14 protein-coding genes are annotated in these 14,758 nt (G+C 70.7%); 8 read left to right on the forward strand and 6 right to left on the reverse strand.

Features of this window, described 5'->3' with window-relative positions:
• Positions 1-81 precede the first annotated feature (81 nt).
• Positions 82-918, reverse strand: a complete 837-nt coding sequence (locus tag ASG48_RS04235; RefSeq protein ID WP_156381448.1) for a hypothetical protein — start codon at positions 916-918, stop codon at positions 82-84.
• 38 nt (positions 919-956) lie between these two features.
• A complete protein-coding gene (locus tag ASG48_RS04240; RefSeq protein ID WP_055845832.1) occupies positions 957-1,589 on the reverse strand; it encodes a hypothetical protein in 633 nt (210 codons plus the stop codon).
• 733 nt (positions 1,590-2,322) lie between these two features.
• Here ASG48_RS04240 and ASG48_RS04245 point away from each other — a divergent pair.
• The 3 genes from ASG48_RS04245 (at position 2,323) to ASG48_RS04255 (ending at position 5,145) form a co-directional block, all read left to right on the forward strand.
• Positions 2,323-2,862 (forward strand): hypothetical protein, encoded by a 540-nt coding sequence (locus ASG48_RS04245; RefSeq protein ID WP_156381449.1) that lies wholly within the window; start codon positions 2,323-2,325, stop codon positions 2,860-2,862.
• A 203-nt stretch (positions 2,863-3,065) separates the two neighbouring features.
• Positions 3,066-4,742 carry an HWE histidine kinase domain-containing protein gene (locus tag ASG48_RS04250; RefSeq protein WP_156381450.1) on the forward strand — a complete coding sequence of 559 codons (1,677 nt, stop codon included), beginning with the start codon at positions 3,066-3,068 and terminating at the stop codon, positions 4,740-4,742.
• A 10-nt stretch (positions 4,743-4,752) separates the two neighbouring features.
• Complete coding sequence (locus tag ASG48_RS04255; RefSeq protein WP_055845840.1) at positions 4,753-5,145, forward strand: response regulator; 393 nt, start codon at positions 4,753-4,755, stop codon at positions 5,143-5,145.
• A 311-nt stretch (positions 5,146-5,456) separates the two neighbouring features.
• Here the strand turns inward: ASG48_RS04255 and ASG48_RS04260 are convergent, their stop codons facing one another.
• The 3 genes from ASG48_RS04260 to ASG48_RS04270 all read right to left on the reverse strand — a co-directional run bounded on the left by ASG48_RS04260 (position 5,457) and on the right by ASG48_RS04270 (position 8,018).
• Entirely contained in the window at positions 5,457-6,239 is a 783-nt protein-coding gene (locus ASG48_RS04260) for a 3-hydroxybutyrate dehydrogenase (protein ID WP_055845843.1), read from the reverse strand.
• Positions 6,236-7,381, reverse strand: a complete 1,146-nt coding sequence (locus ASG48_RS04265; protein WP_055845846.1) for a patatin-like phospholipase family protein — start codon at positions 7,379-7,381, stop codon at positions 6,236-6,238. Before ASG48_RS04265 ends, ASG48_RS04260 begins: the two co-directional genes overlap by 4 nt.
• A 70-nt stretch (positions 7,382-7,451) precedes the next feature.
• A complete protein-coding gene (locus ASG48_RS04270) occupies positions 7,452-8,018 on the reverse strand; it encodes a hypothetical protein (RefSeq protein ID WP_055845848.1) in 567 nt (188 codons plus the stop codon).
• Between the two features lie 278 nt (positions 8,019-8,296).
• On the opposite strand from ASG48_RS04270, the gene ASG48_RS04275 reads away from it, so the two are divergent.
• The 3 genes from ASG48_RS04275 (at position 8,297) to ASG48_RS04285 (ending at position 10,850) form a co-directional block, all read left to right on the forward strand.
• Positions 8,297-9,262, forward strand: coding sequence for a matrixin family metalloprotease (locus tag ASG48_RS04275; protein ID WP_055845852.1), 966 nt, complete (start codon positions 8,297-8,299; stop codon positions 9,260-9,262).
• Between the two features lie 184 nt (positions 9,263-9,446).
• Positions 9,447-10,391, forward strand: coding sequence for a 2-hydroxyacid dehydrogenase (locus tag ASG48_RS04280; RefSeq protein WP_055845854.1), 945 nt, complete (start codon positions 9,447-9,449; stop codon positions 10,389-10,391).
• Between the two features lie 111 nt (positions 10,392-10,502).
• A complete protein-coding gene (locus ASG48_RS04285; protein WP_055845856.1) occupies positions 10,503-10,850 on the forward strand; it encodes a RidA family protein in 348 nt (115 codons plus the stop codon).
• 75 nt (positions 10,851-10,925) lie between these two features.
• Here ASG48_RS04285 and ASG48_RS04290 read toward each other — a convergent pair whose 3' ends face one another.
• Entirely contained in the window at positions 10,926-11,591 is a 666-nt protein-coding gene (locus ASG48_RS04290) for a hypothetical protein (protein ID WP_156381451.1), read from the reverse strand.
• A gap of 478 nt (positions 11,592-12,069) precedes the next feature.
• On the opposite strand from ASG48_RS04290, the gene ASG48_RS04295 reads away from it, so the two are divergent.
• Together ASG48_RS04295 and ugpB are read left to right on the forward strand one after the other, a co-directional pair.
• Positions 12,070-13,239, forward strand: coding sequence for an adenylate/guanylate cyclase domain-containing protein (locus ASG48_RS04295; RefSeq protein ID WP_244486759.1), 1,170 nt, complete (start codon positions 12,070-12,072; stop codon positions 13,237-13,239).
• 162 nt (positions 13,240-13,401) lie between these two features.
• Complete coding sequence (ugpB, locus tag ASG48_RS04300; protein WP_055845863.1) at positions 13,402-14,703, forward strand: sn-glycerol-3-phosphate ABC transporter substrate-binding protein UgpB; 1,302 nt, start codon at positions 13,402-13,404, stop codon at positions 14,701-14,703.
• Positions 14,704-14,758: the final 55 nt, after the last annotated feature.

Raw genomic sequence — 14,758 nt, forward strand, 5'->3', positions numbered from 1 at the left:
AACTCGGAACTTGACCAAGGCCTGACCAGCCCAACATCGTCAAAGCCGGGTCAGTTCTTGATGGAAATCCTGGGTCAGCTCTCAGTGGAAATCAACAGTGAAGGCGCTCGGCGCCTCGCCGCCCATCATCACGCTCGTCGCCATCACGTCGGCGAGGAAGCTCGATCGCGCGTACCAGACGAGGGCGAGCGCGATGAGGAGGGCGAGCGTGCCGAGCGAGAAGATCTGCCAGGCCGCCGCGCGGTCCGCGTCGCGCCGGTGCACGCCGAAGCGCGACTCGTACTGGCGCAGCACCGTGCCGTGGCAATGGGAGGAGAGGGCGAAGGCGAAGGCAACGACCATGGTGACGCCGAGCGCGATGGCGGGCGTGAAATAGCTGATGGCCGAGAAGCTCTCGAAATTGATCATCGCGTCGAAGACGCCGACGAAGAGGAGAAGCGGCAGGTACCACCAGGGCGTGAGCCGGGCCTCGCGCCCGTGGCGGGCGCGTAGGTCGTCATAGGCGTAGCGCGTGGTCTCGAAATCGGCGCGGGCGGCCTCGTAGCGCTCGTGGTCGCTCGGATGGGCGTTGCGGCTCGCCTCCACCGCCTCGCGCTTGAGGCGGATGCGCGCCTCCTCCTCCTGCGAGAGCTCGCGCTCCAGGAAGACCCCGCGCGCGCGGCTGGTCTCGTCATGGGCGCCGAGGATGGCGGAGACCGCGTCCAGCGCCTCGCTGCGCGGGGCCGCGACGTGGCGCGCGTACCAGCCGCTCATGGCGGGCGTGATGTCGGCGGGCACGGGGCCGAGCGGTTCGCTGAGGCGGATATGCACCGAGCGCGCCTCGCTCTCCAGCGCCGCCATGAGATCGGCGGCGAGCGGACCCTCGGGGTCGAAGTCCCGCCCGCAGTAGGCCTCCACGGCCGCACTCGTCTTCGTCACGCCACTCTCCCCCAATGCCCGGCCGCGCCCGATGCCGCTCAGACCGCGACCAGTTCCCAGTCGCCGCCCGGCGTGCGGCAGGAGACCTGCGAGGCGCCGCCGGCGGTCTGCCCGTCCACCGTCACGCTCTGGTCGACCTGGCGGCAGGTCGTGTAGCCGCCGGTGACGCCGGCGACCTCGGCGGGCGCCGGCGCGGGCGTTGCGGGAACGGCGCCGGCGCGCGGCGTCGGGCGGGGGGCGGTCTTGGCGGCGAGGCGCTTGGGGACGGCGGCGGGCCGCACCTCGGTGCGCACGGCGACGGCCTTGCCCGAGCGGGCGCGGAACGTCTCGGTGCGCGAGACGCCCGATTCCAGCGCGCGCAGCTCGGCGGCGCGGATCGCGGCGCGGTCCTCGGCGGCGGCCACCTGCACGAGGACGGCGCAGGCCCCGACGCCGACGCCCGCCCCGATCAGCGCCCCGCGCCCGGCGCCGCCGCGCCCGTCCGCCGCCGCCCCGATGAGCGCGCCGAGGCCCGCCGAGAGCGCCACGCTCGCCACGCACTGGCCGATCGCCCGGTCCATCGCGCTCTGCCGCCCGCCGGGGCCGGACCCGGTGACGCAGCCCGAAAGCGCGAGGCTGGCGGCGAGCGCCGGGGCGAGAAGCCTGACGGAAACGGCGGAAGAGAAAACCATGCGACCCGACCCCATGGCCGCCCGGGCGGGCGGCGAACGATGACTTACCTATGATTGCATCATTACGGATTTGCAACCTTAGTTTGCCGGTCGCGTTCCTCTATCTCGCGCTGCGCGCAGATCCGTCCGTCAGGCGGATCGCCCCGGCGGCGCCCGAAACGCGCGGCGAAACGGGACGTCGGACCGCGCCGCACCGTGCGAGCCGGCGTCCTCGGTCCGGGGCGGCGTGACGTTCGAGGGAACGGACGAGCCGGCGCGGACGCTCGCACCGGCATCGCCCATCAAGGGGCGAGCGACCGGGCCATGGAGGCGGTGCTCGCCGCCATTCTCACCGTCGCGGGCCCGCGTCTTCTGCTCGCCTCGCCCGGATGTTCCATAACTGATCTTATGCCATTGGCTTAATACTTGTCGTTCTGCTTGAAAACCTGGGACAGCCTGCGCGCGATACCCAATCGCGGCCACCCGCGCCGCGCGCGGCGGGACGGCGCGCGGACGGCCGGGGCCTGCGCCCTTCTGCACGCCTTCGACCGCCCGGGACCCGGCCGCGCCGAAGAAACGCCGGACGACCTTCGATGGTTCTTGCTTCCCTCGCCAGTATGGTGGAGATTAGAGACGCGGGCGCCGGACATGAATCATTTCTGTTCATCGCCCGATGCTACAGATCGATCCCGACGAAACGAGATCAGACTTGGCGAAGCCGGTTCGGCGTCGCCCCTCCATTGGCCGCGAGTTCATGAAACGCCCCCTGAAGCCCTTCGTCGTCGAGCACAAGCGCCGCACCCGCGCGGGCGTGGGCGAGCCACCCTCCATCTGGTCCGGCGCGCTCGGCGAGGAGATCCGCACGCTGGTCAAGGCGGGCGAGGTCGAGGAGGCCGCGCCCGAGCCGGCCGCGCCCCGCCGCCGCGCCAGGGCCGCCGCCGCCGAGGCGGAAGGCGAGCCCGCCGCCAAGGGGCGCATCCTGATGGCCCGCGAGGAGCCGGCCGAGCCGCAGGCCGAAAGCGCCGAACCCGCCCCCGAGGAAACGCCCCGCCGCCGGCGCGGCCGCCCGCCCGGCTCCAAGTCCAAGCCCCGCGCCGAGGCGCCGCAGGCTCCCCGGCCCGGCCCGGCGCGCGAGAGCGCCGCGCCGACGCCCGCCGCCCCGTCTCGCGCCGCCGCGCCCGACGCGGTGGACGCCGCGCCGAGCCGCCCGCTGACGCCCGCCGGCCTGCGCTATCTCGAACGGCGCGCCGGCCTCAAGGAACAGAAGCTCTGGCAGCGCTGGAAGCGCAAGTAGTTCCGCCGCATCGACGGCGCCGGCATCCCTCGGCATCGTCGTCCTCGGGCGCGCGGCAAGGTTGCTGGCCGGCCTGCGCGAGGCCGGCAGCGCCCGCGTCCTCCCCCTTGTGCGCAGAGCGATAAATCGTCACTGCAGGTGACGGCGGGCCGGGTTTGATCCTATCCTGCGCGCCGGGGCGGACCAAGGACGGGGCGGGCGGCGTGACGAGGGACAAGGCCAGGTTCGCGCCGCGGTTGCGCGCGGGAAGCGATGGTCCGCCGGACGGCGGCGAGGTCGGGCGGCTGATCCGCGCGGCCGATTTCTCCAGCACGCCGCTCGGCGCCGCCGGGGACTGGCCCTCCCCCTTGCGCACCATCCTCTCGGCGGTGCTCGATTCGCCCGCCTGCGGCAGCGTCCTGTGGGGGCCGGACCTGCGCCTCTTCTACAACGACGCCGCCATCCCCTTCATGGAAGAGCGCCATCCGGCGGCGCTCGGCGAGCCCGCGCCGCTCGTGTGGGGCGAGAGCTGGGCGGCCTTCGCGCCGCTGGTGGCCGAGGTTCTGCGCAGCGGGCGCGGCGGCACGATGAGCGATCTCTGCGTGCCCCTGCAGCGCGGCGCGGACACGGTGCGCACGCTCTGGGACGTGACCTGCGTGCCCGTGCGCGGCGAGGACGGGGCGGTGGCCGGGGTCTTCACGCAGGGGATCGAGACGACCGGGCGGCGCCTCGCCGAGACGCGGCAGGCCCTGCGCCTCTCGCTGGCCGACCGCCTGCGCGCCTGCGGCGACGAGGCCGAACTGATGGACATCGCCGCCGAAGGGCTCGGCCGCCATTTCGGCGCCTGCCGCGTCGGCTTCGGCGAGGTGTCGGACGACGGCGCGTCGATCTCCTTCCCCGCCTGCTACGCCGACGGCGTGGCGCCCATCACCGGCACGGTGCCCATCCTCTCCTTCGGCGGCGCCAACATCGCGCAGCAGCGCGCCGGGCGCACCCTCGTCCTGGAGGACGCGGCGCTCGACGGCGAGAACGCCGCCACCTGGGCCGGGCTCGACATCGGCGCCGTCCTCTCCGTGCCGCTCGTGCGCGACGGCGTCTTCCGCGCCAGCCTCTACATCAATCACCGCGTGCCGACGCCCTGGAACGCGCCGGACATCGCGCTGGTGGAGGAGATCGCCTCGCGCGCCATCGACAATCTCTGGCGCATCCGCGCCGAGGCCGAGACCGAGCGCGCGCGGCGCCGGCTGGAGATCGGCTTCGACCGGGTGGAGGCCTCGATGGAGGGCCTGCGCCAGGCCGACCGGCGCCAGCGGCTTCTCAAGCGCGAACTCTCGCACCGCATGAAGAACACGCTCTCCATGGTACAGGCCGTGGTGGCCCAGAGCCTGCGCCATGCCGCCGACATGGACGAGGCGGCGGCCATGGCCTCGGCGCGCATCCAGGCGCTGGCGCGCGCGCAGGACATCCTCACCGCCACCGACTGGTCGGCCTCCCCGGTCGCCGAGGTCGTGGCGGCGGCGATCGCGCCCTATCGCGACGTGGACGAGCGCTTCGCGGTCTGCGGGCCGAAGGTCGATCTGGGCGCCAGCCAGGCGCTCGGCCTGTCGCTCGCCATCCACGAACTGGCGACCAACGCCACCAAATACGGCGCCCTCTCGACGGCGTCGGGCCGCGTCGCCCTCTCCTGGACGCACGCGCCCGACGGGGATTTCGCCTTTTCCTGGCGCGAGAGCGGCGGGCCGCCGGTGCGGGCGCCCTCGCGCCGCGGCTTCGGCTCGCGGCTCGTGGAACGTGTGGTGCCGGACTATTTCGACGGGCGCGCACGGATCGATTACGCGCCTGCGGGCTTATCCTACGAGTTGGCCGGCTCGCTCCCCACGGAACGCCGAGACGGGCCATGAGTGTCTGGCCATGTCCCATGCCCCGCCGTCACAGGCTTTCGCCGTCCTCGTCGTAGAGGACGAGCCGATGATCCTGTGGGACACGATCGACCTCATCGAGGAGGCCGGATACGTCGCCTACGGGGCGGCCAATGCCGACGAGGCCATCGCGCTCCTCGAGACCCGCCCCGACATCCGCGTCCTCTTCACCGACATCGACATGCCCGGCTCCATGGACGGGCTCAAGCTCGCCGCCGCCGTCTTCGACCGCTGGCCCCCCGTCACCATCATCGTCGCCTCCGGCCAGGTGAACGTGACGGCCGCGCGCCTGCCGAACGGGGCGACCTTCCTCGCCAAGCCCTACCGGCCGAACTCCGTCCTGGAAGCCCTGCGCCAGGCCGGCGCCCGCGCGCCCGGCCGCTGAGGGCGTCACCGCGCCGCATTCCCGGCCCGCCCGCCGGCGCCATCCTCATCCGTCCGAGCCCCTGCCTGGAACCGCCGATGACGCCCGAAACGCAAGTGCGGCTCCTGTCGGTGAAGAGCGCCGTGCCGCCCCATGTCATCACCCAGCGCGAGGCGGCCGAGGTCGCCCATCGCAGCTTTTCCGGCCGGTTCGCCGATTTCGACCGGCTGGCGCTCCTCGTCCCGCGCATCCGCGCCGAGAGCGCGGCGCTGAAGGCGGCGGCGCCGCCGGGAGCCCCCCGCGGCGCCCGGACGCGCGCCCCTCGCCCGCGCCTATTGCATGAACCAGCCGTGGCTGACGACGATCGACTGGCCGGTCAGCGCATTGGTGGGGAAGGCGGCGAGGAAGACCGCTGTCTGGGCGACGTCGGCGATGGTGGTGAACTCGCCGTCCACCGTGTCCTTCAGCATCACCGTCCGGACGACGTCCTCCTCGCTGATGCCGAGCTCCCTGGCCTGTTCGGGAATCTGCTTCTCCACCAGCGGGGTGCGCACGAAGCCCGGGCAGATGACGTTGGCGCGCACGCCGTGGGCCGCGCCCTCCTTGGCCACGACCTTGGCGAGGCCCACCAGCCCGTGCTTGGCGGTGACATAGGGCGCCTTCAGCCTGGAGGCCTCCTTGGAATGGACCGAGCCCATGTAGATCACGCTGCCGCCGCGCCCCTGCGCATACATGCGCTTCAGGCAGGCCCGCGTGGTGAGGAAGGCGCCGTCGAGATGGATGGCGAGGAGCTTCTTCCAGTCGCCGAAGGCCATCTCGTGGACGGGCGCGACGATCTGGATGCCCGCATTGGAGACGAGGACGTCGATGGCGCCGAACTTCTGCGCCACCGCCTCGATGCCGGCCTCCACGCCCGCCTCGTCCGTCACGTCCATCGCGACGCCCATGGCGCGCGCGCCCGTGGGGTCGAACTCGGCCGCCGTCGCCGCGGCGGCCTGCGCGTTGAGGTCGGCGATGGCGACGCTGGCGCCGGCGGCGAGGAACTCGCGGGCGATCTCCTTGCCGATGCCGCTCGCCGCGCCCGTGACGACGGCGACCTTGTCCTTGAGGCTCATGACGCATCCTTTCCGGCTGTGCGCAGGGCGGCGCGGTGCGCCCGGCCCTCGTTGATGAAGTCGTAGACCGCGATCCCCGGCGGATCGGCGGGCGGGGTCAGCACCTCGCGATGGGAGAGGGTGCGGCGCGCGTTCTCGTAGCCGGTGCGCCAATGGTCCTCCATCGTCTGGCGGGAGAACTCGTAGTCCTTGGACTGGCCCTCGTAGGTGGGCGAGCGATAGATCAGCTGCACGATGCTGGTGACGGCGGGGTCGGATTCGGCCGCCAGGAGCCGCGCCTCCCTCGTCTCCTTGAGCGCATCGGGCAGCTGGGCATGCAGCGCCTGGAAGGCGGCGCGCAGCTCCCGTCGCGCGGTGAAGGCGTCGGTCGCCGCGCGCGTGCGGCTGGAGAACTGGATCTCCTTCATGCGCACCGCCACGCTCGCCAGATCGCGCGGCAGCGCCCCTTGCGCGCTCCACAGGTCCACCTGGAAGACCAGCGTGTCGAGGGTCGAGCCCGCCGACAGCACCCAGTCGAGCGGCGTGTTGGAGACCATGCCGCCGTCCCAATAGTGCTCGCCGTCGATCTCCACGGCGGCAAAGCCCGGCGGCAGCGCGCCCGAGGCCATCACGTGCTCGGCCCGGATCGTGTGGGTGGCATTGTCGAAATAGGCGAAGTTCCCGCTCGTCACGTTCACCGCGCCGACGCTGAAGCGCATGGCCCGGGCATTGATGCGGTCGAAGTCGACGAGCCGTTCCAGCGTCGCGCGCAAGGGGCGCGTGTCGTACCAGCTCGTGGCCGCGGGCGTGCCCATGGACTGGAAGGGCGGCGGCGGCAGGCGCGGCGCGAAGAAACCGGGCACGCCGCCGGCCAGCACCTGCAGCGCCGAGACCTGGTTGATGAAGCCGCGCAGCTGCCGGTCGGCGGCCACCTGCGGCAGGTGGTCGGCCCAGTCGCCCGGCCCCGTCGTCACCCCCTCCCAGAAGGCGCGCAGCTTCTCCACGCGCGTCTGCGGCGCATTGCCGGCGACGAGGGCGCAGTTGATCGCCCCGATCGAGATGCCCGCGACCCAGTTCGGCTCGATCCCGTGCTCGGCCAGCGCCTCGTAGACGCCCGCCTGATAGGCGCCGAGCGCCCCGCCGCCCTGCAGCAGCAGCGCCACGCAGCCGAAGGGCGTGCCGTTCGGGCGGGCGGGCTCGGGCGGAGCGCGGCGCGCCGGTGCGGTCCGGGCCTCACTCACGTTCGGGCACCGGCACGTTGAAGCCGTTCAGCGTCGTGGAGACGAGGCAGTAGAGGCCGACGAGATAGATCAGCTCGTTGGTGCCGTGCTGGCCGAAGGTCTCCACCGCCAGCCGGTAGAGCGGTTCGGGCAGCGTGCCGCCCTCGACGAGGGCGAAGGCGACGTCGTAGGCGACGCTCTCCTCGCGCGGCAGGTCGGCGGGCTTGATGCGGGCGACGAGGGTGGCGAGGCGCTCCAGCGGCATCGTCTCGCGCTCGGCGACGGCGACATGGGCGTAGAGCTCGTAGGCCGCGTTGAACCGCGCGCCGACGACGAGGATGGCGATCTGGCGCACCTCGTCGCGAAGGCTCGCCTCTGCGGTCATGGCGAGCGTCAGGTCCCAGATCGCCTTGCCGATGCGCGGCTCGTGCAGCCAGGGGTTCCACGGCCCCATCAGCGCGCCGTTCTCGGCCTCGACCTTGAAGTCGCTGAAACTGCCGGCGATGCCGCGGCGCATGTCGTCGTAGAGGGTCTTCTGCTCGGGGCCGAGATCCTCGGGCGCGATGAGGGGCAGGCGCATGGGCTGGGTCCTTTGCGGCGTTTCGCATCGCGGGGCGCCGCACGGCGCGCGGCCCGCGGACGGGCCGCCGGTCCGACCGGGCCGCGCGCGATGCTGCGCTGCGAAAACTCCCGGCGCCCGCGTCGGTTCCCGTCGCATGTGCTGCCGGGCTTCTACAATCCAGAGTCGTCCGCATTGGGGAGGATACGTTAACTTTCGCGTTGCATGATAACGACTTACGGACGATCGGATGAGCGCACCGCTCCTTCCGGCCGCAACGATCGAGAGACGGTTCGACGATGACTCCGACACCCCTGACCGGTGCGAAATGGACGAGCGACAAGATCGTGACCACGATCACGTGGAGCTTCGCGACCCTGCCGGGCGACCTCGTGACCTTCGCCAGCCCCATCACCGCGACCGCCTTCCGCGACGCGACGCGCGCGGCCTTCTCGGTCTGGGAGAAGCTGGCCGCCATCGATTTCGTGGAGATCGCCGACACGCTGGAGAGCAACATCCGGCTCGGCTGGTCCAACATCGACCTGCGCGGCAACACGCTGGCCACCGCGACCTGGCGCTACGCCTCTACCACCCTCGTGGAGGCCGAGATCGAGTTCGACCGGGACGAGGCCTGGCGCCCCAGCTCCGCCACCGCCACCTCGCCCAATTTCTACGCCACCGCCGTCCACGAGATCGGCCACGCGATCGGCCTCGGCCATTCCGATGACCGAACCTCGATCATGTATCCCTACCAGACGAACGTGACCACGCCTTCCGTCGCCGACATCCAGGCCGTGCAGTCCTTGTACGGCGTGCCGGACAATCCGGCCGCCAATGCCGTGTATCGCTTCTTCAACCAGGACAACGGCGTTCATTTCTACACGGCGAGCATCGCCGAGCGCGATGCGGTGAAGGCCGCCCTGCCGCAGTACCAATACGAGGGCCCCGCCTTCGCGCTGCCGGATCAGGCTCTGACGGACGTCGACGTGTTCCGCTTCTACAATGCAGACACGAACGCGCATTTCTACACGGCGAGCGCGGCCGAGCGCGACTACGTGCAGCGGACCCTGCCGGACTTCCAGTACGAGGGCCCGGCCTTCGAGGCCTTTTCTGACGCCGGCGCCAACGGCGAGCATCACGCGGTCTACCGCTTCTACCGCCCGGACACGGGCACGCATTTCTACACCGCGAGCGCGGACGAGAAGGCGCATGTGGAAAACACGTTTCCGACCTATCACTACGAGGGTGTCGCCTATTTCGTCTGACGGCGCGGGGCGGGCGACCGACGGAGCGCGGCTGCGCCCGGCGCCTCGCCCTCGCCCGCGCGCCCGGCTGCCATAGGTTGGGCCGAGACGCCCGGCGCAGGTCGTCGCGGGACCTGGCCGGCGGATCGGACGGACCCGCGACGGCGCCCGCCGGGTCCTCGAGACCGAAGGATCCCTTTCCGCGATGCACAAGCCCGACCTCCTGATGATCGCGCCGGCACCGCCCGCCATGGCGCAGGCGCTGGACGAGGACTTCACGGTCCACCGCTATTTCGAGGCCGAGGACAAGGCCGCGCTTCTCTCCGCCCTCGCCGACCGGGTGCGCTATGTCGCGACGGGCGGCTCGCACGGCTGTTCGGCCGAGATCATCGCGGCGCTGCCCAAGCTCGAGCTCGTCGCCTCGCTCGGCGTCGGCTACGACGCGGTGGACGTGACGGCCGCGCGGGCGGCGGGCGTGCGGGTGACGAACACGCCGGACGTCCTCAACGACTGCGTGGCGGAGATGACGCTCGCGCTCATGCTGGCGCTCTGCCACCGCGTGCCGCAGGCCGACCGCTACGTGCGCGAGGGCCGCTGGGCGAGCGAGGGTCACTTCCCGCTGACCGACGAACTGACCGGGCGGCGCGCCGGCATTCTCGGTCTCGGGCGCATCGGCAAGGAGATCGCCCGGCGCCTGCAGGCCTTCCGCATGGAGGTCGTCTATCACGGCCGCAACCGGCAGGAGCACGAGCCCTATCCCTATTACGCCGACCTCGAGACCATGGCCCGCGCGGTCGACTGGCTCGTCGTCGTCGCGCCGGGCTCGGCCGAGACGCAAGGCATCGTCTCCCGCGCGGTGATGGAGGCGCTCGGGGAGAAGGGCCGGCTCGTGAACGTGGCGCGCGGCTCGCTCGTCGACGAGGAGGCGATGATCGAGCTCCTCGCCGCCGGTCGCCTCGGAGGCGCCGCGCTCGACGTCTTCGCGCGGGAGCCGGACGTGCCGGAGGCCCTGCGCGCGCTCGACACAGTGGTGCTGACGCCCCATCACGGCAGCGCCACGCACAAGACGCGCGCGGCCATGGCCGCCCTCGTCGTCGCCAACCTGCGCGCCCATCTGCGGGGCGACCCGTTGAAGAGCCCCGTCGCCTGAGGCTCGAGGCGCGGCCGCTTCCGGCGGCGCGCCCGGCCTGCTAAGCCCCTTCCCGCCCGCGCCCCGCGCGGCGCGAGAGCATCGTCATCGACCCCAATCGCAGGAACCGCCATGACCATCCGCCGCATCGAGCCCGGCAAGCGCATGTCGCAGGCCGTCGTCCACGGGAACACGGTCTATCTGGCCGGTCAGGTCGGCGAGCCCGGCGAGGACGTTAGCGCGCAGACCAGGACGATCCTCGCCGAGATCGACCGCCTCCTCGCCGAGGCCGGCACGAGCAAGGCCAGGATCCTCTCCGCCACGATCTGGCTCGCCGACATCGCCGACTTCGCCGCCATGAACGCCGTCTGGGACGCCTGGGTCGACCCCGCCAACCCGCCCGCCCGCGCCACCGGCGGCCAGATCGCGCTCGCCACCCCCGACTACCGCGTCGAGATCATCGTCGTCGCCGCCCTCTGAGAAGAGACCGGCACCGGGGCGCCGACGGCACGCAGGGCCCCGGTGCCGGCGCGCCCGTGCCGGGCCAGCCGGCCGTCAGGGCCTTGCCCGCCAGACCGCGTCGAAGGAGCAGGACGCCTCGCAATAGGCTTGGGTCGCCGGACACATGGCGGCGACGACGCGCTTGAGATCGCGCATGCGTCGATCCAGCGGCAGCTGCAGGATCGGCTCGTGATGCGCCACGCGGTTGCGCAGGATGAGCAGATCGTTGCAGATCGCCCAGGCATCCTTGGCGTCCAGAACCCTGTCGTGCGGAAACACGCGCGGAAGGTTGTGACGCCAGACATAGGGGATGCGATAGCTGCCGGACAATTGCGAGACCCAGAATCCGGCCGAAAGGTCCGCGACGATCGCGGATGTCGGTGCAGCCTGCACGGATCGCTGCATCTCCTGACGCTGCCTGGCCTCCTGCAACCTCCTGCGGTCGCTGGCGTTCATCTGTCGAGGCGCTCGTTCGTCATAGGGCCAGTTCGCAATGTACTTCCACACGAGGAAGCCGTTCAACTTGCTCCGTAGGCGAATCTCCCAGCCCTGGAGATAGATATACAGGGACTGACCAAGCTTCGCGTTCCACTGGTAGAGTTCAACCGCCCGCATGTCGTCGTTTTTCGCAAGCGTTCTATACGTTTGAAACCGTGGAATGCTTAGAGATTTTTTGAGTTCTTCGAGAAGAGAAATATTTTCTCCAAATGTCGCTTGCATGAATCCGCCATTTCCCGTAATTAAGTCGAGTGCGCCTGGGGAAACGGTCACTGCGCTTTGCCGCACACCCCTCCAGGACCAGGATCAAGGAAGGCGGCCTCGAAAGAGGTCGCCTTTTCCTTTTTGGCCTCCCGACCCGGCCCTTTCGTCCCGCGTCTCCTGCCCTCTCTGGGTTGCGAGCATCGTCCGATTCACGCCTGCCGATCATACAGGGTGCCACCGTGGCGAGAAGGGTCAGGAGCGCTTATCACGACGCCCCAAGTCCCCCGCGGGGCGCCTCCCTGTCCGCATCGAACGGCGCCGTGGCGCCCTGCGTGCCTTCGACGCGGCGGGGCCCTATATTCCGGCCATGAGCCAGAGCCCCCGTCCTCGCGCCGATCCGCCCTCTCCGCCGCGCGCCGCGGCCGTTTCCGTCGCGCAGGCGCCCGATGCCGGCGGGGTCTGGCCGCGGCGGCGCAGCGCGGTGCTGGACTGGCTGATGCTGGAGACCGCCGGCGAGCGCTTCATCGACAACATCCTCGCGGACCTTTGCGCGCGGCTCGTCGAGGCCGGGCTGCCGATCGCGCGCGCCTCGGTGAGCTTCCGCATCCATCACCCGCAATGGCTGGGCGCGCGGCTCCTGTGGCGGCCCGGGCTTGCCGAGGCGCAGGTCGAGACCTTCGACCACGCCATGTTCGACCAGGAGGAATATCTCAACAGCCCGATCAAGCAGATCCATGCCGACGGGCGGGCGATCCGCTACCGCTTCGCCGACGCCGCGCCGCAGGACGCGGTCTATCCCGTCTATGCCGAGCTCGCCGGGCAGGGCATCACCGACTATGCGGCCTGGCCGCTCGAGCACACGCAGGGGCGCCGGCACGTCGCCTCCTTCGCCACCGACCGGGCGGGCGGCTTCACCGACGAGGACGTCGCGACCCTCGCCGACCTCATGCCCGCGCTCGCCCTCGTCAGCGAGATCCGGCTGAAGAACCGCTTCGCGCGCACGCTCCTCGACACCTATGTCGGCCCCCATGCGAGCGCGCAGATCCTTGCCGGCGCCATCACGCGCGGCAGCGGCTCCACGGTGCAGGCGGCGATCCTCATCTGCGACCTGCGCGACTTCACCACCCTGTCCGAGCTCTGGCCGCGCGACGACGTCATCGACCTCCTCAACGGCTATTTCGACGCCATGTCCGAGCCGATCGAGCGCCATGGCGGCGAGATCCTGAAATTCGTCGGCGACGGGCTCCTGGCGATCTTCCCGCTCGACCGGGCGAGCGCGCTCGCCGACCTCCTGAAGGCGGTGGACGAGGCGAGGGCGGCGATGGCCGCGCTCAACGCCGCCCATGCCGAACGCGGCCAGCCCGAGCTCGGCTACGGCATCGGCGTGCATGTGGGCGACGTGATGTACGGCAATATCGGCTCGCGCAAGCGGCTCGACTTCACCGTGATCGGCCCCGCCGTCAACATCGCCTCGCGGCTGGAGACGCTGACCAAGACGGTGAAGCGCCCGGTCCTCCTGTCGCGCGCCTTCGTCGAGATGGCGGGGCTGGAGGGCGAGATGGAGGCGCTGGGCGCCTATCCCCTGCGCGGTCTCGGCGAGCCGATGGAGGTCTATGCCCTGCCGCCGGCGCACGCGGCGAGCGGGGCGGTGGATAGCGGCGCATAACCGTAAGTCGCGCTTGGCGAAGGGTTGACGCATGGCGCCGCGAATGTCTCATTGCGGGCGGGAGAAGACGGCCCCAGACCGTCGTAATGCTGCAATGGCACTCGACTAGGTGCGGCCCTCATCGGCGCCCGCGCCCCGTTCCATGCCTTCGGGAGGACATCCATGACGCTTCGCACCCTCGTGACGACGCTTGCCGTCTCCACGCTTCTGGCCCAAGGGGCCGAGGCCGCCACCGAGCTGCAATGGTGGCACGCGATGAACGGCGCGAACAACGAGGTGGTGGAGGAGCTCGCCAAGGAGTTCAACGCCAGCCAGAGCGACTACGCGATCAAGCCGGTCTACAAGGGCACCTATCCCGAGACGCTGAATGCCGGCATCGCCGCCTTCCGCGCCAAGCAGACGCCGGCGATCATCCAGGTCTTCGACGTGGGCACCGGCGTGATGATGGGCGCCGAGGGCGCCATCAAGCCCGTGGCCGAGGTGCTGGAACAGGGCGGCTACACGTTCGACAAGACGAAGTACCTGCCGGGCATCGTCAACTACTATTCCAAGCCGGACGGCACGATGCTGTCCTTCCCCTACAATTCCTCCTCGCCGATCCTCTACTACAACAAGGACGCCTTCCAGAAGGCGGGCCTCGACGCGGACAACCCGCCCAAGACCTGGCCCGAAGTGTTCGAGGCGGCGCGCAAGATCAAGGCCAGCGGCGCGGCGCCCTGCGGCTACACCTCGACTTGGCTGACCTGGATCCATCTCGAGAACTTCGCCGCCTGGAACAACGTGCCCTACGGTTCGAACGAGAACGGCCTGGCCTCCACAGAGGTCGAGCTCGCCATCGACGCGCCGATCTATGTCGAGCATTTCCAGGCCATCGCCGATCTCGCCAAGGACGGCGTCTTCCGCTACGGCGGGCGCACGGCCGAGGCCAAGCAGCTCTTCCTCTCCGGCGAATGCGCCATCCTCACCGAATCCTCGGGCGGGCTCGGCGACGTCGTGAAGTCTGGCATGAACTACGGCATCGGCCAGCTGCCCTACGACCCGAAGGGCGAGGGCGCGCCGCAGAACACCATTCCCGGCGGCGCCAGCCTCTGGGTCTTCGGCGGCAAGTCGGACGCCGAGTACAAGGGCATCGCGCAGTTCTTCAACTTCCTGTCGAGCCCCGAGATCCAGGCCCGCCTGCATCAGAAGTCGGGCTATCTGCCGGTGACGATGGAGGCCTACGAGGCCACCAAGAAGAGCGGCTTCTACGAGAAGAATCCCGGCCGCGAGACGCCCATCACCCAGATGATGGGCAAGGCGCCGACGCAGAACTCCAAGGGCGTGCGCCTCGTGAACCTGCCGCAGGTGCGCGACATCGAGAACGAGGAGTTCGAGGCCATGCTGAACGGCAGCCAGGACGCCAGGACCGCGCTGACCAAGGCCAAGGAACGCGCGGACGCGGCCATCGCCGGCGCCGCCCGCTAGGGCGCCCGCCTCGGCCTCGGCCGGCGGGCGCTGCCCGCCGGTCCCCGCTCCGGCC

This window comes from Aurantimonas sp. Leaf443, from assembly GCF_001425575.1.
GTDB lineage: Bacteria > Pseudomonadota > Alphaproteobacteria > Rhizobiales > Rhizobiaceae > Leaf443.